This window comes from Rhizobium sp. T1470 (genome assembly GCF_042140505.1).
Taxonomy (GTDB): Bacteria; Pseudomonadota; Alphaproteobacteria; order Rhizobiales; family Rhizobiaceae; genus Rhizobium; species Rhizobium favelukesii.
On the sequence record NZ_CP148091.1, the window covers coordinates 700,006 to 723,581 of the forward strand.

The window sequence follows — 23,576 nt, forward strand, 5'->3', positions numbered from 1 at the left end:
AAGCCATCGGACTCGGCTTAGAACTCTTCCCAGTTGTCCTGGGCGAGCGCGGCCGAACCGTGCGCCTGAGGAACCGCGCGGCGTGGTGGTGGTGCGGCTGCCGGGCGATAGGCTGGTGCCGCGCTCGGCGCGCGCATCTGCTGAGCCGTGGAGCGCAGCGCCGAAGCGTGGCCCATGCCGGATACGCGGAAGCGCGTCACGAGTTGCTTCAGAGTCTGGGCTTCATCGTTGAGCGTGACGCTGGCGGCCGTCGTCTCCTCGACCATGGCGGCGTTCTGCTGGGTAACCTGGTCCATCTGGTTCATGGCCTGGTTGATCTCCTTCAGGCCAATCGCCTGTTCGCTGGCTGATGCCGAGATCTGGCGGATAAGGCCATTGATGCCCATGACCTGCTCGGAGATCTTGTGCAGCGTATCGCCGGCGCGACCGACCAGATCCACGCCTTCCTTGACCTGCACGGCCGAGGTGTTGATGAGCGTCTTGATCTCTTTGGCGGCATTGGCGGAACGCTGTGCCAGCTCACGGACTTCCTGTGCGACAACGGCGAAGCCCTTGCCGGCTTCACCGGCACGCGCTGCTTCGACGCCGGCATTCAGCGCCAGCAGGTTGGTCTGGAAGGCGATCTCGTCGATGACGCCGATGATACGCGAGACTTCGGTGGACGACTGCTCGATGCCCTGCATCGAAGCGATCGCCTTGCGCACCACTTCGCCCGACTTTTCCGCATCCTCGCAGGCGAGGTTGACGTTGTCGGCAGCTGTGCGGGCGTTCTCCGCGCTGGAATTGACCTGCGCGGTGAGCTCGTTGAGGGCCGCTGCGGTCTCTTCCAGGCTTGCTGCCTGCTGCTCGGTGCGCTTGGCGAGATCGGAGGCGCTGCCACTGATTTCGCTCGTGCCCGAGCCGATGTTCACGACGCTGAGGTTCATCGTGTTGATGGTTTCTTCGAGGCTTTCCAGCGCCGCGTTGAAATCCTGCTTCAGCTTGGCGTATTCGCCCGGGAAGTCCTCGGTGATGCGGTGGCCGAGATTGCCTTGTGACAGCTCCGACAGGCCGGAGCCGACGATCGAGACGATGTGACGCTGCAACGTAATCGACTGATGCCGCTCGGTTTCCGACCGACCGCGCTCGGCTTCGGCTGCATCACGCTGGCTGTTTGCCTCGGCTTGAAGGCGCTGCGTGTCGGCGAGCGCAAAGCGGAAGCCTTCAAGGGCCTTGGCCACGGAGCCGATCTCGTCGGCGCGATCCTGACCGGCGACCGGCTGTTCGTAGCGGCCGTCGCTGAGCGCCTTGACGCTGGCAACGAGACTGCCGATCGGGCGCTGAACGAGGGAGCGGACGGCGAGATAGAGCGCGAGCATGACGGCTGCGAGCACGAGGATGCCGGCGGCGACCATCATGAAGGTCTGATCCTGAACGGGCGCGTTGATGGCCGTGTGCGGCACGTCGACGAGGATGACCCAGGTCGTGTTCACATCGGGCAGGGCGAAGGGATAGACGACGCGGTCGAACGGCTCGTAGCCGTCAAAGGTCAGATTTTTGACGACCGATGGCTGCAGGGTCGAGAGCGCGCTCTTCACCGCATCCGCGCCTTCGCCGTCATAGTCCTTCATGGAAAGCTCGGCGATTGGCGCGACGATCCATTTGCCGGTCTGTGAGAGCAGCGTGACGCGGCCAGAGCCGAAGGGATGAAGTGTCGAGAGCTTGTCCCGGAGCGACTTCAGGGAGATATCGACGCCACTGACGCCGATCAGCTTGCCGCCCGACATGACCGGGTAGGCAATCGAGGTCATGGCCGTATTCTCGCCGGTCGTCGTCTCGGCATAAGGCGGCGACAGCGCGCCCTTCTTGCTTTCCGCGGCGAGCGCGTACCAGGCAGCCTTGTAGTCGGAATCGAAGGTCGAGAAGGTGAAGCCGCCGTCCTTGCTCTTCGTCCAGTACGGGTTGAAGGTGCCATCCTTGGCGGCGCCGAAATCGACCTTGCCGGCCATCGAAGGCGACTGGCCGTCGAAGGCGTTCGGCTCTTCGGCAAACCAACTGCCGAAGGCGAACTGGTTGCGCTCGACGTTTGCCTTCAGCATGTCTAAAACGGCCTTGCGGTCGAGATACTTCCCTTCCTGACCGCGGCCGATGGTGCCGGCCATTGAGCGTGCGGCCCCTGCCAATTCGCCAACGGAGGAGGCGACCTCGTTGGCGATCGCCTTCGCCTCCAGATCGGCCTGATCCATGGTGAGCGTCTGGACACGGTTGCGCGTCTCACCGATGAGGAAGAAGTTCGAAACGAGGAGGACGAGGGCGATGGCAATGCCGGTAATGAGGATAAGCTTGGCTGCAAGCGACTTCATGCGAAAGATGAACATGGATTCCTCGGGGAGCAAGGATGTGCCGAACGGGGCATTCATCGGCACAGGGGACGAAGGCGTCGCCCCCTCATGGAGCAGCCGTTACAGAGGCCGGCCCCTGAGAGGGGTCCGGTGATGGCTGGAACATCGCCGGAAATCTCTTAAATTTGAATGAAATCCAAAGAAAATCGAAGGTATCCGCGCCAAGCGGCCCAAGCATGCCGCCGTGAGAATTGCTTTATAGCTTGTTTGCGACTTCGGCGCTGGACGGTATCGATGGCTGTGCACCTTGCTTGAGGCAGGCGAGCGAACCCGCGATCGCTGCTCGGCGTAGCGATGCCTCGAAATCGAGCCCTTCGTCGAGGCTTGCGGCGAAGTAGCCACAGAAGGTGTCGCCGGCGCCGACCGTATCGACCGGCTCGATCTTCAGCCCCTTGGCGCGCGAGATGACGCCATCGCGGATTGCGATGACCCCGTCTGCACCGAGCGTCACGATCAGGGTTTGCCCGGTTTCGGCATTCAGACGCTTCAGCGCGGCCTCGCGATCGTCGGACCCCATGGTTTCCTGGCCGGCAAGGCGCTCGAACTCTGTTTCATTCGCAATCACGATGTCGGCAAGACGGCCGAGGCGTGCAGCGTCGTCGATCAGCGGCGCAAGGTTGAGCACCGTCGTGACCCCCTTCGCCCGGGCGCCGGCCAACGCGCGCTCCACGGCCGGAACCGGCACCTCGAGCTGCAGCATCAGAATGTCGCCTTTGTTCATCGCTGATATCGCTGCGTCGGCGTCGGCTGGTGTCACCGTGCCGTTCGCACCGGGCACCACCGCAATCATGTTCTCGCCGTCGCCGCCGACGAGGATCAGTGCGGTTCCGGTCGGCTCGTCGGCCTGCTTGACGGTTTCAAGCCCCGTGCCGGCCTCCTTCAGCAATGCGAGCGCCGCCTCGGCAAAGCCGTCCCGACCGACGGCCCCTGCCATGTGAACGGCGCGCCCGGCGCGTCGCGCGGCAAGCGCCTGGTTGGCGCCCTTGCCGCCCGCCGCCGTCGAGAATCCATTGCCGGCGACCGTTTCGCCGGGTTTAGGCAAGCGCGCAGTGGTGGCGATGAGGTCCATATTGATAGAGCCGAAAACTGTGATCATGGGTGTCCCGTCCAATGCTTTCTTGGGCGCGACACTGCCCGAAGGCCTTACTCGTCGTCAACCACCCTGAGCTTGAGAAGCCCACTGCGGCTGTCGACGGATTTCGGCGCGGCGTCATTGTCTCGTGCCGTGGTCTTGCTGTTGCTGTTGTCACCGCCCTCGAACTCCAGAGCCTCGATCTTCACTCCACGCTTGTTCAGCTTGTCGGCGGACGTGACGATCATGTCGACGTCCTTCTGCGCCATCGCGAAATGCCCCTGCAGCTTGCGGACGCGCTCGTCGAGGCGACCGAGATCGTCCATCAGGTTTGCGACTTCACCCTGGATGACGTGTGCCTGGGCCCGCATCCGTTGATCCTTTAGGACGGCCTGAATGACCTGGATGGAGAGCATCAGCAGCGAAGGTGACACGATGACGATTCGCGATCGGTGCGCCTTCTGCACGACTGCTTCGAAATTCTCGTGGATCTCGGCGAAGACCGATTCAGACGGCACGAACATGAAGGCCGTGTCCTGCGTCTCTCCCTGGATCAGGTATTTCTCAGAGATATCGCGGATATGCGTTTCCATGTCGCGACGGAACTGCTGCGAGGCGACCTTGGCTCCATCCGGTCCGCCCGCGTCTCGGATCGCGTTCCAGGCTTCAAGCGGGAATTTCGCATCGATCACCAGGGGCGGCGCGCCGTTGGGCATCCGGATGGTGCAGTCGGGACGCGAGCCGTTGGACAGCGTTTGCTGGAATCCATAGGCGCCCATCGGCAGGCCATCGGCGACAATCGTCTCCATGCGCGATTGGCCGAAAGCGCCGCGTGTCTGTTTATTGGAAAGGATCGCTTGCAGGCCGACGACGTCCTTCGCCAGCGTTTGTATGTTGTTTTGGGCAGCATCGATGACAGCGAGACGCTCCTGCAGCCGTTGTAGGTTCTCGTGCGTCGACTTGGTCTGTTCGGTGATCGTCGTGCTGACGCGCTGCGACATTCCGTCCAGACGCTGGTTGATCGCCTGGTTCAGCTCAGATTGCCTCGAGCCGAACACTTCGGCCATCGTCGACATGCGCCCGTGCATTTCCGCCTGGATCTTCAAAAGCTCGGCCATGCGCGCATCCGCCTCGGCGGCGCGGAAGCTCGCCACCTCTGCCTGCTCTCTTCGCACCTGCCCGCTGTGGGCGACAAGGACGATCAAAAGCAGGATCAGCGCGGCAATTGCGCCTCCGGCGAGCGCCAGCATGGCGGGGCTTATCTGCGACAGGGCGAGGAGAAGCGACTCAGCGTTGGTGTTCATGCTTGCAACAATAGCAAACTCAAATGAGATATCTAGATCAAAACGTGAACATCCCACAGGCGTGGCGGCAGGCGAGATGACCGGAGAGAACAAACGACGGCTGACGAATCGTAAGCGCATTTAACCATTGCTCAACCATATTGCGCAAAAGCTCTGCTCAAATTTCCTTTCAGCATCAATCGCAAAGCAGAGACATCATGACCAGCCAGCAGTCGGACAGCGCGCTCAAGCAACGCCTCGATTTCATCGAGTTGGATGATGGAGCCCGTACGGCGCTGCGCGAGATGCGCCCGGCAATCTCGGAGCTGCTCGGCGGCGCCCTCGACAAGTTCTACGCGAAGCTGGCGAAGACATCGGAGGTTGCGAACTTCTTTGCCGACAAGGCACATATGGGACACGCCAAGAAGCGTCAGGAAGAGCATTGGGCCAAACTGGCGGGCGGCAACTTCGACGAAAGCTACGTGAAGGGCGTGGTCGCGGTTGGCAAGACACACGCCCGCATCGGCCTCGAGCCGCGCTGGTACATCGGCGGCTATGCCTTGCTGATGAGCGAACTCGTGAAGGGCCTGATGGCCAAGCAGTGGCCCTCGATGTTTGCCAAGCAGCAGGGCAAGGTTCTGGCCGAGAAGCTTGCCGCCGTTATCAAGGCGGCGATGTTGGATATGGATTACTCGATCTCGGTTTACCTCGAAGCGCTTGAAGAGAGGCGCCGCAAGCTGGAGGAAGAGAGGGCGAAAGCCGAACAGGATCAGGCAATTGCGCTCGACCATCTTCGCCGCGGCCTGGAGGCCCTCTCGAACGGCGACCTCGAGGCGACCCTACCTCCTGACCTCCCTGGCAACTTCAGGGCGATGGCCGATGATTATAACCGCGCGGTTGCGGCTCTTCGCACCTCCTTCGCCTCGGTGCGGGCAACCTCTGGTGAAATCCTGAGGGGTACGGACGTGATCGCCAAGGCCACAGATGACCTTGCCGTGCGCACGGCCCAGCAAGCCGCCGGCGTCGAGGAAAGCTCGGCGGCGCTGCAGCAGCTCTCGGTCAGCGTCGGTCAGACAGCCGCAAACGCCGAAAAGGCGTCCGGCGCTGTTCGCGAGACGCAACAGAAGGCCAAGAATTCGGGCGAGCTCGTCACCAGCGCCGTTTCAGCGATGGCCGGCATCGAAAAATCGTCGACTGAGATCGCGAAGATCATCGGCGTGATCGATGAGATTGCGTTCCAAACCAATCTGCTGGCGCTGAATGCCGGCGTTGAAGCTGCGCGTGCTGGCGATGCGGGCAAGGGTTTTGCCGTCGTGGCGCAGGAGGTTCGCCAGCTCGCACAGCGCACGGCAGACGCGGCCAAGGCGATCAAGAATCTGATCTCGGAAAGCTCGACACAGGTGAACGAAGGGGTGGACATTGTCAGCAGCACCGGAGAGGCACTAAACGACATGATCAACCGCATCGATATCATCAACCGCTTCGTTGCCGATATCGCCGCTGCCGCACGCGATCAGGCAACCGGGGTTGACGAGGTCAGCGTCGCCATCCGCAACATGGACACGATCACGCAGCAGAACTCAGGAATGGTGGAGAACACCTCTTCCGAGACTCGGCGCCTGCGCGGAGAAGTCGACAATCTGATCGCGCTGCTGCAGCGCTTCCGTACCGGCGTCGAGCATCGTTCGCTGGCCGTTCCGCGCCGCGCCGCCCGATAGGAACGCGGCGAAATTCCGGGCTGGGGCGTAAAAAAGCGCTCCACCTGCCTGCCGGATAATTCCATCCTGGAAAAAGATGCGTTATGGGAACGCCATGACCATCAAGCCACTCATCATTCTTCCCGATCCGCTGCTTCGTCAGGTTTCCAAGCCGATCGAGCGCGTCGATGCCGATTTTCAGCGCCTTGCCGACGACATGCTTGAAACCATGTACGATGCGCCGGGTATCGGCCTTGCTGCCATCCAGATCGGCGTGCCGCGCCGCATGCTGGTCATTGATGTTTCCCGCGAAGGCGAAGAGAAGCAACCGCTGGTTTTCGTCAACCCAGACGTCGTCGCCTCTTCCGATGAACGTTCGGTGTATGAGGAGGGATGCCTCTCCATTCCCGACTATTACGCTGAAGTCGAGCGACCTGCGACCGTGACGGTCAAGTACCTCGACCGCGACGGCAAGGAGCAGATGGTGGAGGCCGACGGCTTGCTCGCCACCTGCCTGCAGCACGAGATCGACCACTTGAACGGCGTGCTTTTCATCGACCACATTTCCCGTCTGAAGCGCGACATGGTCGTCAAGAAGTTCACCAAGGCGGCGAAGTCGACGAAGGCTCTCTAACCCGGACGTCCGTCGGTGCGGCCCTGCTTGCGAGGCGCGCCGATCCGACGAAGGCGGGCAAATGCATGGCGCCCCGCGGGCCAGCAATGTCGCGGGCAGGTGCCTGAAGGGGCTTGATCTCAAGCTCGTAAACCCGTTTGAAGACGGCTGACCGGAAACATGGCGAGATAGAAATGTCGCTTCGCATCATCTTCATGGGTACGCCCGAATTTTCTGTCCCGACCCTGCGACAGCTGGTCGACGCCGGGCACACGATCCTCGCCGTCTACACCCAACCGCCAAGGCCAGGCGGACGGCGCGGGCTGGACCTGCAGAAGTCGCCGGTGCAGCAGGCGGCCGAACTGCTCGCCATTCCGGTCTTTACCCCGGTGAATTTCAAGGATCCGGAAGAACGCGAGCGCTTCAGGGCCCATGATGCGGACGTCGCTGTGGTCGTTGCCTATGGCCTGCTGCTGCCGGAGGCGATCCTGACCGGCACGCGCTACGGCTGCTACAATGGTCATGCCTCGCTACTGCCGCGTTGGCGGGGAGCCGCCCCGATCCAGCGGGCAATCATGGCCGGCGACGAAAAGACCGGCATGATGGTGATGAAGATGGACAAAGGCCTGGATACCGGGCCAGTGGCTCTCACCAGCGAAGTCGAGATCGGTGCCAACATGACGGCCGGAGAGTTGCACGACAAGCTGATGCATCTCGGTGCCAAGGCGATGGCGGAGGCGATGGTCAAGCTCGAGATGGGCGATCTTCCCCTGACGCCGCAGCCGTCGGACGGCGTGCTCTACGCCGCCAAGATCGACAAGGGTGAGACGCGGATCGACTTCTCCAAGGATTTTGCCGAAGTCCATAATCACATTCGCAGTCTGGCGCCGTTTCCCGGCGCATGGTTCGAAGTTGCAATCGGCGGCAAGCCTGAGCGGGTGAAGGTGCTGGCCTCGGAGCTTGCGCAAGGCAGCGGCAGCGCCGGTGAACTGCTGACAGACGATCTGGTCGTTGCCTGCGAAACCGGCGCCGTTCGCCTGACCAAATTGCAAAAGGCTGGTGGCAAGCCGTTGCTGGCTGCCGACTTCCTGCGTGGAACGCCACTTGCATCAGGTACGAGGCTCCCTTGATGCACCGCTACCGCATGATCGTCGAATATGACGGTGGTCCTTACGTCGGCTGGCAGCGGCAGGAAAACGGGCCGTCCGTCCAGGGTGCGATCGAGAAGGCGATCCGATCGGCGAGCGGTGAGACGGTGTCGATCCGTGGGGCAGGCCGCACCGATTCCGGTGTTCATGCCACGGGTCAGGTGGTTCACGCCGATCTCGCCAGGGAATGGTCGGGCTTCAAGCTTCAGAACGCGCTCAACGCCCATCTCAAGCTGGCCGGCGAGCGCGTCGCGATCATCAGCGTGGAAGCGGCGAGTGAGTTCTTCGACGCACGGTTCTCGGCGCTGCGGCGCCACTATCTCTATCGCATCATCAGCCGCCGGGCGCCGCTGGCGCTTGAGGCCGGCAAGGCATGGTGGGTGCCGAAGACCCTTGATCACAAGGCCATGCATGCCGCCGCGCAGACACTTGTCGGCAAGCACGATTTCTCCACGTTCCGCTCCGCCCATTGCCAGGCCAACAGCCCGATCCGCACACTCGATCGGCTGGACGTGACAAGAAGCGGCGAACTGATCGAGATCCGCGCGACGGCCCAAAGCTTCCTGCACAACCAGATCCGGTCATTTGCGGGAACACTGAAGCTCGCCGGTGAGGGCAAATGGACGCCGAACGATGTCCGCGCTGCGTTGGATGCCCGCGACCGCAAGGCTTGTGGCCCCGTTGCGCCGCCCGACGGGCTCTATTTCATGCAGGTCGACTATCCAGACGTCATCACCGACCGCCACCGCAGGCTGGAGGGCAGCGATGACGGTGACGATCTATCATGACCTGGCCTACCGGGCTTGATAGATGGCCGTGCCGATATCGAATGGGAAGGCGCCGAACAACCCTTCGAGCGCCGTGTTCGTAAGCGCCACCACCGTCAGGCTCCTTTCCGGATCGATGAACCACGAGTGGCCGTAGACGCCGCCCCACTGGATCGCTCCCCGCGCCAGCGGCAGCCCGGCGCGGTCGGGATCGGTGACAACAGCCCAGCCGTAGCCGAAACCCAGCCCGGGTCGTTGAAGCCCGGTCAGGCCGTTCGTCTGGTCGCGGATCATCGCGGAAACGGTGCTCGCATCAAGCAGCGGCGCTCCGCCGCGTCTTATGGTTTCCAGTATGGCGAGGATATCGCCGGCTGTGCCTGCCATGCCGCCGCTGGCGGAATGATAGATATCGGGATCGAAGATGCGCCCCGGCGAATAGCCGAACACACCGGAAGGGGTAATGATCGAATCCTCCCATCCCATCGGCTCGGGTTGTGGCGCTGCATTCTTGTAGGGGACGGCAAGGCGGCCGCGGTCGGTTACATGAAACGCAGTGTCGGAAAGTCCAAGCGGCTTCGTGACGAGCGCGGCGACTGCCTCGCCTAGCGGCGCGCTGGTCTCCTTCTCGATGATGCCACCGAGAACATCCATCGAGATCGAATAGCGCCAGCCCTTGCCGGGCTCGTAGAGCAACGGTTCGGTTGCAAGACGGCGAAGCTCTTCTTCGAGCGCGATGCTGGGGTGTCTGCCCGCGATATCGGCGCCGTCGGGCTTCCGCTTGTTTGCATCCCCATTGAAGCCGTCGCCGAGACCTGCCGTATGCGTCAACAGATGATGGATGGTGATGACGGGTGCTGATCCGTCCGCCAGCGGGGGATAAAAATAGGGCAGCCAGCGGGCGACGGGATCGGCCGGATTGATGCGCCCCTGCTCGACAAGCCGCATGGCGGCGATGGCGACGATCGGCTTGGTCACCGAAGAAAGCCGGAAGATCGTGTCTGTGCTCATCGGCTGGCCGCTCTCCCGGTCCGCCATGCCGGCGGCACGGCTGTAGACAACGCGGCCCTCCCGCGCGACCAGGACGACGGTGCCGACGAGCCGCTTCTCGTCCAGCGCGGAGTCGATTGCGCTGTCGAGTAGCCGCGTCATTTTCGGGTCTGGCCTGACGATTGCGAAGGAAGACATGTTTTTCCTCTCGAAGGAACGGCGGGCGCACTCGGCCGCCTCAGGGACGGCTGGAAAATTTGGACGAGCCTTGGTGCCCGGCCCGTTGCATTGACTATGGGAGACCTTAATGCTTGCGTCCGACTGCGATAATCGTCTCTATATCCGCAAGAGCTTTGCGTGGAGGACAAAGATGACGGGTTTCGCGGATCGGCTGGATGTCTTTCTCAGGGTTGTTGCCGGAGGGAGCTTTTCCGCCGCCGGCCGGGATATGAATATGCAGGCATCATCGATATCGCGGCAGATCGACATGCTGGAAGGCGAGCTTGGGGTGGAGCTGTTCTACCGGTCCACACGCCGGCTCGCATTGACATCGGCAGGTGAGACGCTTTGCCACCGCGCCCGGCAGGTACTCGGCCAGCTCGAGGAGACCCGAAGCATCGTCGCGGCGATGGCGAACGAGCCGCAGGGATGGCTGATGATCTCGGCGCCGGTCTGCTTCGGCCAGCGTCACGTTGTTCCGCTGGTGCCGGTCTATCTGGAGCGGTTCCCGAAGGTGCATTTCGAACTGTCGTTGGAGGATCGGGCCGTGAATCCTCTCGAGGATGGCATCGATCTTGCCGTCCGCATTGGCAAGCTGCAGGATTCCGCGCTTCTCGCGACGAAGCTTGCGACAACGGAGAGCGTCGTCTGTGCCGCGCCGTCCTATCTTCAGCGGCACGGTGTTCCCGCGGTACCGGCAGACCTCGTGCATCACGCCTGCCTGACCACACCGAAGCCAATGAAGGCCGGGATGTGGCAGTTCGGCGAAACCAGCTCCGAAGACCGACTTGAGGTTTCGGGTCGTTTTGTTTGCGGCGACATGGACGGGCTTCTTGCAAGCGCCATCGCCGGGCTTGGGATCATCCACCTGCAGACATGGCTGGTGGCCGAGCCATTGAGAGATGGCAGGCTGGTGCGGCTCTTCCCGACAATGCTGCCGAGGCCAGATGGCAGCGGCATCTACGCACTCCGGCCGCCGGGCGCGCTGACGATGAAGGTGAAAGGGATGGTCGACCTCCTGAAGGCGCGCATGATTGCACTGTCGGAATAGGTCGATCCCGGTCGATTTATACCGGATAAATGCCGAGAAAGCGCTGCAGGTATTCCGACAGCATGAGCGATGGCACGAGCAGCAGCAGCGTGAGTGCCCCGATCATCAGGCCCTGGCCGTAGAAGATCATCCTGAGAATGCGTGCGATCGCAAAGACCTGCGCCAGCATGAAGGCAAGCAGCAGCAGCGAGACGACGCCGACAAGTTGGGGCAGGAAGAAGACTAGTGCGAGCAGCAGGCCGTTGATATAGGAGAGCGGGACACCCAGCCAATTGACGCTGACGATAACGGGCGCGAAACGCTCGCCCTTCTTGAAGGCCAGCAGCAGCAAGCCTGCAAAGACCAGCGGCACGAACCAATTGGCGGCTTCGACGAGCCCGAGCCGGAAATAGAAAAGCGCGCCGACATCGGTATGCGGCGGCATCGTCTGCAGGAACGCCTGGCGCCACCAGAGCCACGAGATTCCCATCGGCGGCAGGCACCATAGGATTGCCCAGAACGAGCGGTTGACGCCGCGCTCCGACATGTCGAGGAAGCGGAACCCACGCGGATCCATGCGGATCAGCAGCCAGATCCCCGCCAGATAATATTGAACTTCTCTAAAGCCCGGCATTCGCGAACCAGTGCTCGATGAACGTTTCATAGATTACTGTCAGTCGCTCGAGGTCGGAAACAGCGACGCGTTCATCGACCATGTGCATGGTCTGGCCGACAAGACCGAACTCCACGACGGGGCAGTAGTCCTTGATGAAACGGGCGTCCGACGTGCCGCCTGTGGTGGAGAGTTTCGGCGACTGGCCGGTCACACTCTCGACAGCGGAGGAGAGCGAGGCGATCAGCGCGTTGTTGCGCGTCAGGAAGACGTGGCTCGGCCGCTCTGCCCAGACGATATCGTACTTCAGTGGCGCGCGACCGGGACGGAACACGCTGTCGGCGGCGGCTGCGTCAAGGCGGCGCAGGATCTCCTGCTGCAGGCTCTGGGCCGTCCACGTGTCATTGAAACGGATGTTAAAGCTCGCCGTCGCATTGGCCGGTACGACATTCGTCGCAGGATTGCCGACATCAATGGTCGTCACCTCAAGGTTGGACGGCTGGAAATTGTCGGTACCGCCGTCGAACGGCGGGTCCATCAGCGCCTGAGTCAACTGTACGATACCCCGCACGGCATTGTCGGCCAGATGTGGATAAGCGGCATGGCCCTGTACACCGTGCACCGTGATCTTGCCGGAGAGCGATCCGCGCCGGCCGATCTTGATCATGTCGCCGAGCTTGTCCGGGTTGGTCGGTTCGCCGACGAGGCAGGCATCCCAGCGTTCGCCGCGCTCGGCTGCCCATTGTAGTAGTTTGATCGTGCCGTTGATCGCCGGGCCTTCCTCGTCGCCGGTGATCAGGAAGGAGACCGAACCCTTCGGCGCTCCATGCTTCTCGATATGGCGTGCGATGGCCGCAACGAAGCAGGCAACCCCGCCCTTCATGTCGACGGCACCGCGGCCGAAGAGCTCGCCACCTGATATCTCGGCGGCAAAGGGCGGGTGCGACCATGCCTGCTCGTCGCCAACCGGAACCACGTCGGTATGGCCGGCAAACATCAGATGCGGGCCGTCATCGCCAAGGCGCGCATAGAGGTTCTCGATGTCGGATGTTCCCGGTGCTGTCGCCTTCACCTTGTCCACCTTGAAGCCAAGCGGCGACAGCATGGCATCGAGCGCCGAAAGCGCGCCGCCCTCGGCTGGCGTGACAGACGGGCAGCGAATCAGAACCTGGAGATTGGCGACGGGATCGGTAGCGGTCATGGGTGAGGAACTATCCAGCGGTAGTGGCAAAGAAAAGGCAAGGCGGCGATACCGCCTTGCTGAAATGTGCCGTCCATTTTGCCGGATCGATGTCCGGCGTCAGCGTTCGGGCGGCGCGTATCTCCCAAGACGCGCAGGCCGCCGGAACATCACGACTTGTCAGTCGCGCAACAGTTCGTTGATGCCGGTCTTCGAGCGGGTCTTTTCATCGACGCGTTTGACGATGACGGCGCAATAGAGGTGCGGTGCCGGCAGGCCGTTGGCCATCGTGGCGTTGCCCGACGGCATCGATCCCGCGACAACGACGGAGTAGGGCGGCACTTCGCCGTACATGACTTCGCCTGTCGCGCGGTCGACAATCTTGGTCGACTTGCCGATATAGACGCCCATGCCGAGAACCGAGCCCTCGCGGATGATGCAGCCCTCGACGACTTCCGAACGCGCGCCGATGAAGCAGTTGTCTTCGATGATGGTCGGGCCTGCCTGCATAGGCTCGAGCACGCCGCCGATGCCGACGCCGCCCGACAGGTGAACGTGCTTGCCGATCTGCGCGCAGGAACCGACCGTCGCCCAGGTGTCGACCATCGTGCCCTCATCGACAAAGGCGCCGAGATTGACGAAGGACGGCATCAGCACGACGTTTTTGGCGATGTAGGCCGAGCGGCGCACGACGCAGTTCGGCACGGCGCGGAAGCCCGCGGCGCGATACTGGTTTTCGCCCCATCCCTCGAACTTGGATGGCACCTTGTCCCACCAGGTCGAGTTGCCCGAACCGCCCTTGACGACTTCCATGTCGTTCAGACGGAACGAGAGGAGCACGGCCTTCTTCAGCCACTGATTGACCTTCCAGGCGCCGTCGCTACCGCGCTCGGCAACGCGTGCCTTGCCGCCGTCGAGGAGTTCGAGCGCTGCCTCGACGGCATTGCGGACCTCGCCCTTCGTGGACGTATTGACGTTGTCGCGGTTATCGAAAGCAGCTTCGACGGTCTTTTCGAGGGAAGAAAGGTCGGTGGCGCTCATGGGAATTCCTTAAACTTCGATCTCTATCGTGGAGACCGAAGCCTCCGGGAATTGTGATTGGCGGGATGCGATCTGCTCTATCCCATGCAAGGGTAAAATGGAATGATTTTTCGGGGCATGGTAATTCTCCCGATTCACGCATGAAACGACCTACCGGCAGTGTTTGCCGGCTATACTGAAAGGCATTTCGACATGGCAAAGGCAAGAAACGGCAGGCTGCGGCGCAAGGATGGCGTCTGGGACCCGCTGAAGACGAGCGCAACCGACAAGCACCGCGCCGAGGCCGTGCCGAAGACGCCGCAGACGCTGTCGCCCGCCTACCGTCTTGCTTATGCCGATGAGGACTTTCTGTGCCGCGAGGAGCTGCGGCCGATCCGCCTGCAGCTGGAATTGATGAAGCCGGAAATGTTGCTGACGGAGCGCGGCATCAAGTCGACCGTCGTCATGTTCGGCGGTGCGCGCATTCCGGCTCCCGGCCAGAGCGCCTGGGCGGCGAGAAACGAGACGCAGCGCGCCAATCTGGAAGCAGCGTCGGTGTACTACGACGAAGCACGCAAGTTCGCGCGGCTGTGCTCGAAATATTCGGCAGGCTTCGATTTTCATGAGTATGTCGTCGTCACGGGCGGCGGTCCGGGTGTGATGGAAGCCGGCAATCGCGGCGCGGCCGACGAGGGCGCCCCCTCGATCGGCCTCAACATCGTGCTGCCGCACGAGCAGGCGCCGAACGTCTACGTCACGCCGGAACTGAGCTTCAATTTCCATTATTTCGCGATCCGCAAGATGCACTTCATGGTGCGCGCCAAGGCGATCGCGGTCTTTCCCGGCGGCTTTGGCACGCTCGACGAGTTCTTCGAATGCCTGACGCTGATCCAGACGGGCCGCATGGAAAAGATGCCGCTCATCCTGTTTGGGGAAAAGTTCTGGCGCAGCATTATCGATTTCGAGGCGTTGGCTGAGTTCGGCACGATCGCGCCCGACGATGTCGATCTGATCAGCTTCGTCGACACTGCGGACGCCGCGTGGAAGATCATCGAGGATTTCTACGAGCACCACGAATAGAAAGGCCCGCCGGAGCGGCAGGCCTCGCTATCGGTAAGTCTTTGCTTACGGGAGCGGCCGATCCGGCATGTCGTCGAGCGAGATCACGCCGTTCTTGTCGCGGTCCATCCAGGTAAAGAACTTCTCGAAGGCGGCTTCGGCTTCCTGCTTGGAAATCTGGCCGTTCTCGTCGGTATCGAAGCGCTGCATCATCATCATGCCGCGCATCATCCCGCCATGCATGCCGCGGCGATCGGGGCCGCCGTCGGGTCCGGGCTGCGATGGTGCCGGCTGCGCGTTGTCGGCATCGGTCGGCGGTGCCATCGGTGCAGCATCGTCATCCGCGGCATCGTCGGCTGGAGCTTTCGCCTTGGCCATCTTGGCTTCGTGGTACTTGCGGATCTCGCCCGGCGTCAGCGAGCCGTCCTTGTCGGTATCGATGGCAACGAAGATTGCCTCCATGCCATCCTTGGCTTCCTGCTTGGAAATCTGACCGTCCTTGTTCGTGTCGAACTGCTTCAGCATCCGAACGAAGATGACTTCACGGATCGCGCCCATGCGCGGTCCCATCATCATGCCCATGCGGTGTTGCTGGCGAGGCGGATGATGCTTCTTGTCGTGTGACGCAGCAAAACTGGTGCCGGCTGCGGCACCGACGATCATGACGGAGGAGAGTGCGGCCAGTATCAGCTTGTTCCGAGACATTTCAATTCCTTTCAATCTGCAATCTTAATGGGGATTACAGATGAAAGGGTAGGGCCGGTGCGGCAAACTGCCCAATTAAAGATCGGTAAGCTGGATGAAACTTTGGTAATCTAGCCGGCAATCTTCGCAAGAAAATCAGTAAGATCGTCAGTCACGAAGTCGATGTGATCGTCCTCGCCGCTGGTCTTTTCCCACCATTCGACAACCGTATCCTCGAGGTTGTTCGGCACCAGCAGGACGGTCTGCATGCCAAGCGTCTTTGGAACTTTGAGATTGCGGGGCAGGTCCTCGAACATTGCCGCCTTGCCGGTCTCGATGCGCTTGAGCGCCGCGAACTTGTCATAGGTCGCCTGCGCTGGCTTCGGCACAAAGTCCGCCGCCACAATGTCGAAGATATCGTCGAAATGCTCGAGGATGCCGAGCGCGCCGGCCGCCATCTCGGCATGCTTGACGCTGCCGTTGGTGAAGATGAACTTGCGACCCGGCAGGGCCTTGATTGCCGCACCCAGTTCGGGCTGCGCCGTCAGGCTCGAATAGTCGATCGCATGCGCCTTCTCGAGGAAGTCATTCGGGTCGACGCCGTGGTGGATCATCAAACCCTGCAGCGTCGTGCCATGATCGAGATAGTATTGCTTCTGCAGCTTGCGCGCCTCGTCCCGCTCCATCTGCAGCAGCGTCGAGACGTAGGCCGTCATATTCTTGTCGATCTGCGCGAAAAGGTTGACGTGGTGCGGGTAGAGCGTGTTGTCGAGGTCGAAAACCCACTCGGTCACATGCGAGAAGTCCGCCTTGGTTGGCGTGCGATCTATCTTGGTCATGGGGGCGTTATGGCATGGCCTGCGGCCTGTGCCAAAGTCTTTCGGCGCAAATCTTCGCAAAAATGCCTTCGGAAGTTCTCAACTTTAAGACGATATTCGCTGATTTTTGCCATCGTGTGGGTCTGTTCTGCAGCGTCTGCAACCCGGGGGACAGCCAGTGAAGATCACCCTGATAAATCCGCCGCATACCGCAATCGGCAGCCGTATCCCGGATGATCATCTTCCGCCGCTTGGCCTACTTTCGATCGGCGTCCCGCTGATCGATGCCGGGCATGAGGTCACTTTGATCGACGCCGAGTTCGCGCCAGCGGGTCCAGAAACCACGCCGGCCGCAATAGTTGCAGAGATACGGACAGCCGCGCGAGAACTGCATGACGACCGCGCGCTTGCCGCCCCAATAGCTGTAGCGAGCGTGGTCGATCAGCTCCCAGGCGACACGGTAGCTGTCGAGCGATGCAATCGCTCGGGCGGGTTGGGTCGCGGATGCTTCGCCCCGGCGGTCCCGAAAAGCAATGCCGTGGACCTACGCAGATGGGAAGGCGCGTCTGGTTTCACGAGCTTGTCGAGTTCTTCGTTCGCAGACGGATGGTGAAGAATGGCCCGACGCTGGAGGCCTTCTGGGGAGCACCGCAGGATGCGGAGGAGGAATCAATGCTGCTGCCGGCGCGTTCGCCCAGGCGGTCGATACCAGCCGTCATTGATGCCGCCGAATAAAATAGACGCCCGATTTGCGGCGGACGCGGCCCGCAAGGGATGGTAGAACGCCTCATGCTTTTCGATCTTCCTAGTGACGATGCGCTCTACGATGCGCTGATTGCCCGTAGCCCGGCCTACGAAGGCCTTGCCTACGTTTGCGTCAAGACAACGGGTATCTTCTGCCGGCTGACCTGCCCGGCTCGCAAGCCCAAACGGGAAAACACGCTGTTCTATGATACCGTCGCCACCTGCATGCAATCGGGATTCCGACCCTGCCAACGGTGCCGGCCGCTGGAAGAGGCGGGCCGGGAGCCGCTCGTCGACGAGCTGCTCAATGCACTCGACGGCGATCCGGCAGCGCGTTGGACGGAGGACGACCTGATCGGTCGCGGCTACGATCCCTCGACCGTACGGAGGGCTTTCAAGCGGACGCTCGGCATGACTTTTCTCGATATCGCCCGCTACCGGCGTCTCGGCGAGGCGGCAAAACAACTGGCGAACGGCGCGCGGGTCATCGATGCTCAGATCGAGGCTGGATATGAGTCCGGCAGCGGGTTCCGCGCCGCATTTCAGCGGCTGATCGGCAAAGCGCCTGTCATGTCGCAGAACCGCGATCTTCTGGTTGCCGATTGGTTTGAAACGCCGCTCGGCCCCATGGTGGCGGTGGCCGACAAGACGCATCTGCATCTTCTTGAGTTCCATGACCGCAAGGCGTTGCCAGCAGAACTGGAGAAGCTGCAGCGCAAGACGCGCTCCTCGGTTGCATCCGGCCGCACGCCGGCGATCGAGCAGATCGATGCCGAGCTGAAAGCCTATTTCGGTGGCCGGTCCACGGCGTTCCGGACGCCGCTTGCGCTGGGATTCGGCACGGCTTTCGAGCGCCGGGTCTGGTCGAAGCTGATGGAAATACCCATTGGCGAGACACGCGCCTACGGCGACATTGCACGTGGCATGGAGAACCCGCAGATGGTGCGTGCCGTCGGCCGCGCCAACGGGGCGAACCAGATGGCGATTGTCATCCCCTGCCACCGGCTGATCGGTGCCGACGGGTCGCTGACCGGTTATGGCGGCGGGCTCTGGCGCAAGCAATGGCTTTTGCAACACGAAGAGAAGATGAAGCCCAAGAGGCTGTTTGTGGGGGAAATTCAATGAACCAGGCTGAGAAAGCAAGGGCGTTCGGCGCGCTGCACCAAAAGGGCAATCCGGTCGTCCTTTACAACATATGGGACGCTGGAACGGCGAAGGCCGTGACCGAGGCTGGGGCCAAAGCGCTGGCGACGGGAAGCTGGTCGGTTGCCGCAGCACAAGGCTATGGGGATGGTCAGAAGATTCCGCTGGACGCCTTGGTAGCCACGGCTCGCCAGATCACGGCGGTCAACGACCTGCCGCTTTCCGTCGATTTCGAAGGGGCGTACTCGACCGAGCCTGCCGGAGCGGCCGCCAATGTCGCCACGCTGATCGACGCGGGCGCCGTCGGCATCAATTTCGAAGACCAAGTGGTTGGCGGAGAGGGGCTGCATCCTGTGGATAAGCAGACTGCCCGCATCCGCTTTATTCGCGAGATGGCGCATGGCCGTGGCATTGCCTTCTTCATCAATGCGCGCACCGATCTGTTCCTGCGCGAAGGCGACCAATCCAAGCATGCGGGCCTCGTCGACGAAGCAATCGAGCGCGGCAAGGCTTACGCTGCGTCCGGTGCCAGCGGCTTCTTCGTGCCTTGGCTGATTGATCCAGCGTTGATCGAGAAAATCTGCGGCGCGTCAACACTGCCGGTCAACATCATGATGAGGCCGGGGGCGCCGGATGTGAAGACGCTCGCAAGACTCGGCGTCGCTCGCGTCAGCTACGGACCGGGACCATATCGGGCGATGATGGAGAAGCTGAAGGAAGCTGCCGCGGCGGTCTATGCCGCCGCGGGTTAAATGCGATCAGGGAACGATTAGCGTTCCGGCGCCATGCTCGGTGAAGATCTCGAGCAGCACGGAATGGGCCGTCTTGCCGTTCAGGATGACGACGCCCTGGACGCCTGCCTTGATCGCATCGATGCAGGTCTCGACCTTCGGGATCATGCCGCCTGAGATCGTTCCGTCGGCGATAAGCGCGTGCGCCTGCGCAACGGAAAGTTCTTTGATCAGGTTGCCCTGCTTGTCGAGAACGCCGGGAACATCCGTCAGGAAAAGCAGGCGGGTGGCATTCAGCGCACCGGCGATCGCCCCGGCAAACGTGTCGGCGTTGATGTTGTAGGTTGCGCCGTCGCGACCGGGAGCCACCGGAGCGATGACAGGGATCATCTCGGAGCGGGCAAGCAGGTCGAGCAGCGTGCGGTCCACTTCGACCACCTCACCGACGAAGCCGAGGTCGAGCACGCGCTCGATGTTCGAATCCGGATCCTTGACCTTCTTCTGCGCCTTTTCGGCAAAGACCATGTTGCCGTCCTTGCCGCAAAGGCCGATCGCCCATTCACCGGTCTGGTTGATGAGCGCGACGATCTCCTTGTTGATCGAGCCGGCGAGAACCATCTCGACGATCTCGACGGTCTTGGCGTCGGTGACGCGCAGCCCGCCTTCGAATTTCGATTCGATGCCCATCTTGGTCAGCATCGCGCCGATCTGCGGTCCGCCGCCATGGACGACGATCGGGTTGACACCCGATTGTTTCAGCAGTGCGATATCGCTCGCGAAAGCCTTGCCGAGTTCGGCGTTGCCCATGGCATGGCCGCCGTATTTCACGACGATCGTCTTGTTTTCGTAACGCTGCATGAAGGGCAGGGCCTGTGCAAGGAGGCGTGCCTGGGTTTCGCTTTCGGACTGGTTCATGGGATACCCCGCGGAATTGATCGCGGCCTTTTATCTCAAGTTTTTGACAGATGGAATAATCTAGAGCCCATTAGTTTTCCGTATGTGCTGGCGAGCGGGTTCGAGGAGGCGGGGCGTTTGGCAAGAGGCATGGGATGACCAGCGACGAAATCGCATATTTGATAAGCCTCGTTGCGATCGGCGATCGCAAGGCCTTTGCGACGTTCTATCGCGAGACGAGCCCGAAACTCCTTTCCATCTGCCTGCGTATCTTGAGAGACAGGACCGAGGCCGAGGAGGCGCTGCAGGAAGTCTACGTCAAGATCTGGCAACGCGCCGGCGTCTTTGCCGCCGGCTCCGGGTCGCCGTCCTCCTGGCTTGCGGCAATTGCCCGCAATCAGGCGATCGATATCATGCGCGCGCGCAAGCCGGTCGCCGACGAACTGGACAGCGCATACGACCTCGCGGATGACGATCCTTCCCCAGAGATACAGACTGTGATCAAGGATGAGGGAAGGCGGATTGACACCTGCATGGAAGAGTTGGAAGCTGATCGGGCAATGGCGGTGAAGAAAGCTTACGTCGAAGGACAAAGCTATCAGGAACTGTCCGATCAGTTTGGCGTCCCTTTGAACACGATGCGCACATGGCTGCGTCGCAGCCTTTTGAAACTGAGAGAGTGCATGGAACGATGACATCGCCGGATCAGAGCAAGGGAGGCCGCTCCCGCGACGAGGTACTCGCCGGTGAGTATGTTCTTGGTGTTCTTTCTTTCAAGGATCGGCGGGTCGTGGAGGAGCGGATGCGCCGCGATAGACAGTTCGCAGCCATCGTCAGCCGCTGGGAGACCAACCTCTCCGCTTTCAACGATGATTACGACGTCGTCAGCCCCGGTCAGGAAACGTTCAAGCAGATCGAAGAGCGGCTGTTCGGCTCGCCAGAGGCGACCGCGGCTCCTGCACGCGGTCTGTGGGCCTCCATCGTCTTCTGGCGCTGTCTTGCGCTCGTCTCGCTGCTAATGACGGTGGGCGCACTGACGATTGCGACCGTCCTTGTCGCTCCGCCGCAGACTTCCGCGCCGCTTGTGGCTGAGCTGACCGCCGCCAACAGCCAGGTCAACCTCTTGGCCTCTTATGAGCGGCGGAGCGGAAAACTGAAGATCGTACCCGTGGCGACCGGCAAGCCTGAAGAGAAGTCCTTGGAGCTTTGGCTTGTTCCGGCAAGCGGCGCGCCAAGATCGCTTGGCCTGTTTCCTCCAGATCAGGCAGGCGAGTTGGTCATACCCGCTGAAATGCGTGGCAGTATAGACGAGGGCGCGACCCTCGCCGTTAGCCTCGAACCCTTTGGCGGGTCGCCGACGGGGCAGGTCACGGGGCCGATCGTGGCGAGCGGCACGGCGCATCGCCGCTGATGTTTTTCAGCAAGCGCACTGAAACTCTTCCTACGAGCCTTTCGTAGATCCTCATGTCCGCAACGGAACGCCGGCATTCGGCCGGTCTTGTGCGCGGACGTTAGAGGAGAACAATCATGATGAAGTCCGCACTGCGCTTGAATGTGCTTGCTGCTGCCGTTTCCGCATTTGCTTTCGCTGCGCAGGCCAAGAACCCGATGGTCGGCGGCGCTGCCATGTATCCGACGAAGGACATCGTCCAAAATGCGATGAACTCGAAGGATCACACGACACTGGTTGCCGCCGTCAAGGCAGCCGGCCTCGTATCGACGCTGGAAAGCAAGGGACCTTTCACCGTCTTCGCTCCGACCAACGAAGCCTTCGCGGAATTGCCCGCCGGCACCATCGATACGCTGCTGAAGCCTGAGAACAGGGCCCAGTTGACGAAGGTTCTGACTTGCCACGTCGTCGCCGCTGATGCGATGGCCAAGACGGTTGCCAAGATGATCAAGGCCGACGGCGGCGAACACGACATCACGACGGTCGGCGGCTGTTTGCTGAAGGCCAAGGAAAGCATGGGCAAGATCACGCTCACCGATGAAAACGGCGATGTCGCCCACGTCACGATCGCCGACGTGAAACAGTCCAACGGCGTCATCCACGTCGTTGACAAGGTTCTGCTGCCGAAGATGTAAGCAAGTTCAGGCAGGTTCTAGAGGCGCCCAATTCCACCCCGGGGCGCCTCTTTCATTTCCAGTTGGCGATGCCGACCGTTTGTGCGATCGCCTCGCGCAGGTCATCAAGCCCCTCGCTCTTTTCCGATGACGTGGCAATGATTCCGGGATAAGCGGCTGGCCGCTTCTTGATCTTTTCCGTCGTCTCCGCGAGCAGCTTGGTCACCGCCGGCGGCTTGATCTTGTCCGTCTTGGTGAGAACGATCTGGTAAGAGACGGCCGCTTTGTCGAGCAGATCGAGAACCTCGTCGTCGTTCTTCTTCACTCCGTGGCGGCTGTCGATCAGCACGTAAACGCGTTTCAACGTCGCGCGCCCGCGCAGGTAGTCGAAGACGAGCTTCGTCCAGGCATCGACCTGATCTTTCGGCGCCTGCGCGTAGCCGTAGCCCGGCATGTCGACCAGCGCCATCGGCGGCAGGTCGCCGCCTTCACCCGAATAGCCCTCCGGCACGAAGTAGTTGAGTTCCTGCGTGCGGCCAGGCGTATTGGAGGTGCGCGCCAGCCCCTTGTGACTGACGAGCGCGTTGATCAAAGAAGACTTGCCGACGTTCGAGCGGCCGGCAAAGGCCACTTCCAGCGGCCCTTCCGGCGGCAGGAATTTCAGGGATGGAACGCCCCGGATAAAGGTCCAGGGGCGCCCGAAGAGCGGCTTGTCGTTCTTGTTGTCGGTCATTCGGCCTTTTCCAGTCTAAATCCAGTGAGCCTATGGCATTCAGGTTTCAGGCGATTTTGTCAACCGCCGCTCCGCCAGTCGCCGGGACACGGCGGCAATGTCAGCACAAATGAAAAGCCCCGCCGAAGCGGTAATGCAGTTCACTTAGGTTTGCTTACGGCTCTTATCGGGTATCTGGCAGGCAGTTTTTTGACGACACGGGGCATGATCGCCCCCGTTTTTCTGTCAGCAGCAAGTCTGCCAATCTGTTTCTCAATCTGGTGAGGTGGGCGGGGATTTTGCCGGGTGCTTCGATCGCCATCCATCCCCATTCGTGACGCAGGTAATGCAGGGCTGTGATAAAGCTTAGTCGGGTTGGCTCGACTTGGGCTTCGGTCGCGACCTCTGCCATTTCGAGCCGCACCAGATTGTAGGCCAGCAACGCGCCCCAGACCTCCTGATAGACAGTCTCCGGCGTGCCGCTTCGCAGGGTCAGTTCGCTACCGAGAAGCTCCTGCTTGAGTTCGCGATAACTTGTCTCGATGCGCCATCGCTCTTCATACTGATGGACGATTTCGCTTGCCGGATAAGTTTGTCTGTCTGCGCGGCGACAAACAAGGTGAGACTCAGCGTCAATCAGGATGAGACTCGGCGGCGGGGGTGTGACGAAGGGAGGGCGTAGCCCGACTGGAGTTACACCCCCGCCGCGGCGCAATT

General features: G+C 61.5%; 23 protein-coding genes and 4 pseudogenes. 14 read left to right on the forward strand and 13 right to left on the reverse strand.

What is annotated here, in order from left to right; genetic code table 11:
- Positions 1–17: 17 nt before the first annotated feature.
- From WGT02_RS03495 to WGT02_RS03505, 3 genes are all read right to left on the reverse strand, one after another.
- Entirely contained in the window at positions 18–2,357 is a 2,340-nt protein-coding gene (locus WGT02_RS03495) for a methyl-accepting chemotaxis protein (protein WP_208249100.1), read from the reverse strand.
- 220 nt (positions 2,358–2,577) lie between these two features.
- On the reverse strand, positions 2,578–3,477 hold the full coding sequence (locus tag WGT02_RS03500) for a ribokinase (RefSeq protein WP_208249097.1): 900 nt from the start codon (positions 3,475–3,477) through the stop codon (positions 2,578–2,580).
- 47 nt (positions 3,478–3,524) lie between these two features.
- Positions 3,525–4,757: a DNA recombination protein RmuC gene (locus tag WGT02_RS03505; protein WP_208249095.1), complete on the reverse strand. Its 1,233-nt coding sequence runs from the start codon at positions 4,755–4,757 to the stop codon at positions 3,525–3,527.
- 197 nt (positions 4,758–4,954) lie between these two features.
- Between WGT02_RS03505 and WGT02_RS03510 the strand changes: the two genes are divergently transcribed.
- The 4 genes from WGT02_RS03510 to truA all read left to right on the forward strand — a co-directional run bounded on the left by WGT02_RS03510 (position 4,955) and on the right by truA (position 8,982).
- Positions 4,955–6,454 carry a globin-coupled sensor protein gene (locus tag WGT02_RS03510; RefSeq protein ID WP_208249093.1) on the forward strand — a complete coding sequence of 500 codons (1,500 nt, stop codon included), beginning with the start codon at positions 4,955–4,957 and terminating at the stop codon, positions 6,452–6,454.
- Between the two features lie 94 nt (positions 6,455–6,548).
- Positions 6,549–7,067: a peptide deformylase gene (gene def, locus WGT02_RS03515; RefSeq protein ID WP_024314548.1), complete on the forward strand. Its 519-nt coding sequence runs from the start codon at positions 6,549–6,551 to the stop codon at positions 7,065–7,067.
- A 173-nt stretch (positions 7,068–7,240) separates the two neighbouring features.
- Positions 7,241–8,176, forward strand: a complete 936-nt coding sequence (gene fmt, locus WGT02_RS03520; RefSeq protein WP_024314549.1) for a methionyl-tRNA formyltransferase — start codon at positions 7,241–7,243, stop codon at positions 8,174–8,176.
- Positions 8,176–8,982: a tRNA pseudouridine(38-40) synthase TruA gene (gene truA / locus WGT02_RS03525; protein ID WP_208249091.1), complete on the forward strand. Its 807-nt coding sequence runs from the start codon at positions 8,176–8,178 to the stop codon at positions 8,980–8,982. Before fmt ends, truA begins: the two co-directional genes overlap by 1 nt.
- Before the next feature lie 6 nt (positions 8,983–8,988).
- Here truA and WGT02_RS03530 read toward each other — a convergent pair whose 3' ends face one another.
- Positions 8,989–10,146, reverse strand: coding sequence for a serine hydrolase (locus tag WGT02_RS03530; protein ID WP_024314551.1), 1,158 nt, complete (start codon positions 10,144–10,146; stop codon positions 8,989–8,991).
- Between the two features lie 172 nt (positions 10,147–10,318).
- On the opposite strand from WGT02_RS03530, the gene WGT02_RS03535 reads away from it, so the two are divergent.
- On the forward strand, positions 10,319–11,218 hold the full coding sequence (locus WGT02_RS03535; RefSeq protein ID WP_208249090.1) for a LysR family transcriptional regulator: 900 nt from the start codon (positions 10,319–10,321) through the stop codon (positions 11,216–11,218).
- 16 nt (positions 11,219–11,234) lie between these two features.
- Here the strand turns inward: WGT02_RS03535 and WGT02_RS03540 are convergent, their stop codons facing one another.
- From WGT02_RS03540 to dapD, 3 genes are all read right to left on the reverse strand, one after another.
- A complete protein-coding gene (locus WGT02_RS03540; protein WP_024314553.1) occupies positions 11,235–11,831 on the reverse strand; it encodes a hypothetical protein in 597 nt (198 codons plus the stop codon).
- Positions 11,818–13,011, reverse strand: a complete 1,194-nt coding sequence (gene dapE / locus WGT02_RS03545; RefSeq protein WP_024314554.1) for a succinyl-diaminopimelate desuccinylase — start codon at positions 13,009–13,011, stop codon at positions 11,818–11,820. The genes WGT02_RS03540 and dapE overlap by 14 nt, the downstream gene beginning before the upstream one ends.
- A gap of 159 nt (positions 13,012–13,170) precedes the next feature.
- Positions 13,171–14,031 (reverse strand): 2,3,4,5-tetrahydropyridine-2,6-dicarboxylate N-succinyltransferase, encoded by an 861-nt coding sequence (gene dapD, locus WGT02_RS03550; protein ID WP_208249089.1) that lies wholly within the window; start codon positions 14,029–14,031, stop codon positions 13,171–13,173.
- Positions 14,032–14,223: 192 nt separating this feature from the next.
- On the opposite strand from dapD, the gene WGT02_RS03555 reads away from it, so the two are divergent.
- Positions 14,224–15,090, forward strand: coding sequence for an LOG family protein (locus tag WGT02_RS03555; RefSeq protein WP_024314556.1), 867 nt, complete (start codon positions 14,224–14,226; stop codon positions 15,088–15,090).
- Between the two features lie 45 nt (positions 15,091–15,135).
- Here WGT02_RS03555 and WGT02_RS03560 read toward each other — a convergent pair whose 3' ends face one another.
- Both WGT02_RS03560 and WGT02_RS03565 read right to left on the reverse strand, forming a co-directional pair.
- Positions 15,136–15,774 (reverse strand): EF-hand domain-containing protein, encoded by a 639-nt coding sequence (locus WGT02_RS03560; protein WP_208249088.1) that lies wholly within the window; start codon positions 15,772–15,774, stop codon positions 15,136–15,138.
- Positions 15,775–15,884: 110 nt separating this feature from the next.
- Positions 15,885–16,592 carry a pyrimidine 5'-nucleotidase gene (locus tag WGT02_RS03565; protein ID WP_007802038.1) on the reverse strand — a complete coding sequence of 236 codons (708 nt, stop codon included), beginning with the start codon at positions 16,590–16,592 and terminating at the stop codon, positions 15,885–15,887.
- Between the two features lie 157 nt (positions 16,593–16,749).
- Between WGT02_RS03565 and WGT02_RS03570 the strand changes: the two are divergent.
- A pseudogene (locus WGT02_RS03570) lies at positions 16,750–16,899 on the forward strand (magnesium-protoporphyrin IX monomethyl ester cyclase); the annotation flags it as partial.
- Here the strand turns inward: WGT02_RS03570 and WGT02_RS03575 are convergent.
- Positions 16,894–17,109 (reverse strand): annotated as a pseudogene (locus WGT02_RS03575) (magnesium-protoporphyrin IX monomethyl ester cyclase); the annotation flags it as partial. The pseudogenes WGT02_RS03570 and WGT02_RS03575 sit on opposite strands and share 6 nt — an antisense overlap.
- 14 nt (positions 17,110–17,123) lie before the next feature.
- Here WGT02_RS03575 and WGT02_RS03580 point away from each other — a divergent pair.
- From WGT02_RS03580 to WGT02_RS03595, 4 genes and pseudogenes are all read left to right on the forward strand, one after another.
- On the forward strand, positions 17,124–17,306 hold the full coding sequence (locus WGT02_RS03580) for a hypothetical protein (RefSeq protein WP_037068977.1): 183 nt from the start codon (positions 17,124–17,126) through the stop codon (positions 17,304–17,306).
- 54 nt (positions 17,307–17,360) lie between these two features.
- Complete coding sequence (locus tag WGT02_RS03585; protein ID WP_208249087.1) at positions 17,361–18,440, forward strand: bifunctional transcriptional activator/DNA repair enzyme AdaA; 1,080 nt, start codon at positions 17,361–17,363, stop codon at positions 18,438–18,440.
- On the forward strand, positions 18,437–19,210 hold the full coding sequence (locus tag WGT02_RS03590) for an isocitrate lyase/phosphoenolpyruvate mutase family protein (RefSeq protein WP_024314560.1): 774 nt from the start codon (positions 18,437–18,439) through the stop codon (positions 19,208–19,210). Before WGT02_RS03585 ends, WGT02_RS03590 begins: the two co-directional genes overlap by 4 nt.
- Positions 19,194–19,343, forward strand: a pseudogene (locus tag WGT02_RS03595) (hypothetical protein); the annotation flags it as partial. The gene WGT02_RS03590 and the pseudogene WGT02_RS03595, both read left to right, overlap by 17 nt.
- 5 nt (positions 19,344–19,348) lie before the next feature.
- Here WGT02_RS03595 and argB read toward each other — a convergent pair.
- Positions 19,349–20,104: pseudogene (gene argB, locus WGT02_RS03600) on the reverse strand (acetylglutamate kinase); the annotation flags it as partial.
- A gap of 134 nt (positions 20,105–20,238) precedes the next feature.
- On the opposite strand from argB, the gene WGT02_RS03605 reads away from it, so the two are divergent.
- From WGT02_RS03605 to WGT02_RS03615, 3 genes are all read left to right on the forward strand, one after another.
- Entirely contained in the window at positions 20,239–20,778 is a 540-nt protein-coding gene (locus tag WGT02_RS03605) for a sigma-70 family RNA polymerase sigma factor (protein ID WP_024314562.1), read from the forward strand.
- Positions 20,775–21,494 carry an anti-sigma factor domain-containing protein gene (locus tag WGT02_RS03610; protein ID WP_208249085.1) on the forward strand — a complete coding sequence of 240 codons (720 nt, stop codon included), beginning with the start codon at positions 20,775–20,777 and terminating at the stop codon, positions 21,492–21,494. Before WGT02_RS03605 ends, WGT02_RS03610 begins: the two co-directional genes overlap by 4 nt.
- A gap of 116 nt (positions 21,495–21,610) precedes the next feature.
- The gene (locus WGT02_RS03615; RefSeq protein ID WP_024314564.1) at positions 21,611–22,168 is read left to right on the forward strand and encodes a fasciclin domain-containing protein; all 558 of its coding nucleotides are present in this window, start codon (positions 21,611–21,613) and stop codon (positions 22,166–22,168) included.
- Positions 22,169–22,220: 52 nt separating this feature from the next.
- Here the strand turns inward: WGT02_RS03615 and yihA are convergent, their stop codons facing one another.
- Both yihA and WGT02_RS03625 read right to left on the reverse strand, forming a co-directional pair.
- Positions 22,221–22,880 (reverse strand): ribosome biogenesis GTP-binding protein YihA/YsxC, encoded by a 660-nt coding sequence (yihA, locus tag WGT02_RS03620; RefSeq protein ID WP_007802023.1) that lies wholly within the window; start codon positions 22,878–22,880, stop codon positions 22,221–22,223.
- A gap of 163 nt (positions 22,881–23,043) precedes the next feature.
- Positions 23,044–23,574: a transposase gene (locus tag WGT02_RS03625; RefSeq protein WP_208249083.1), complete on the reverse strand. Its 531-nt coding sequence runs from the start codon at positions 23,572–23,574 to the stop codon at positions 23,044–23,046.
- Positions 23,575–23,576 lie beyond the last annotated feature (2 nt).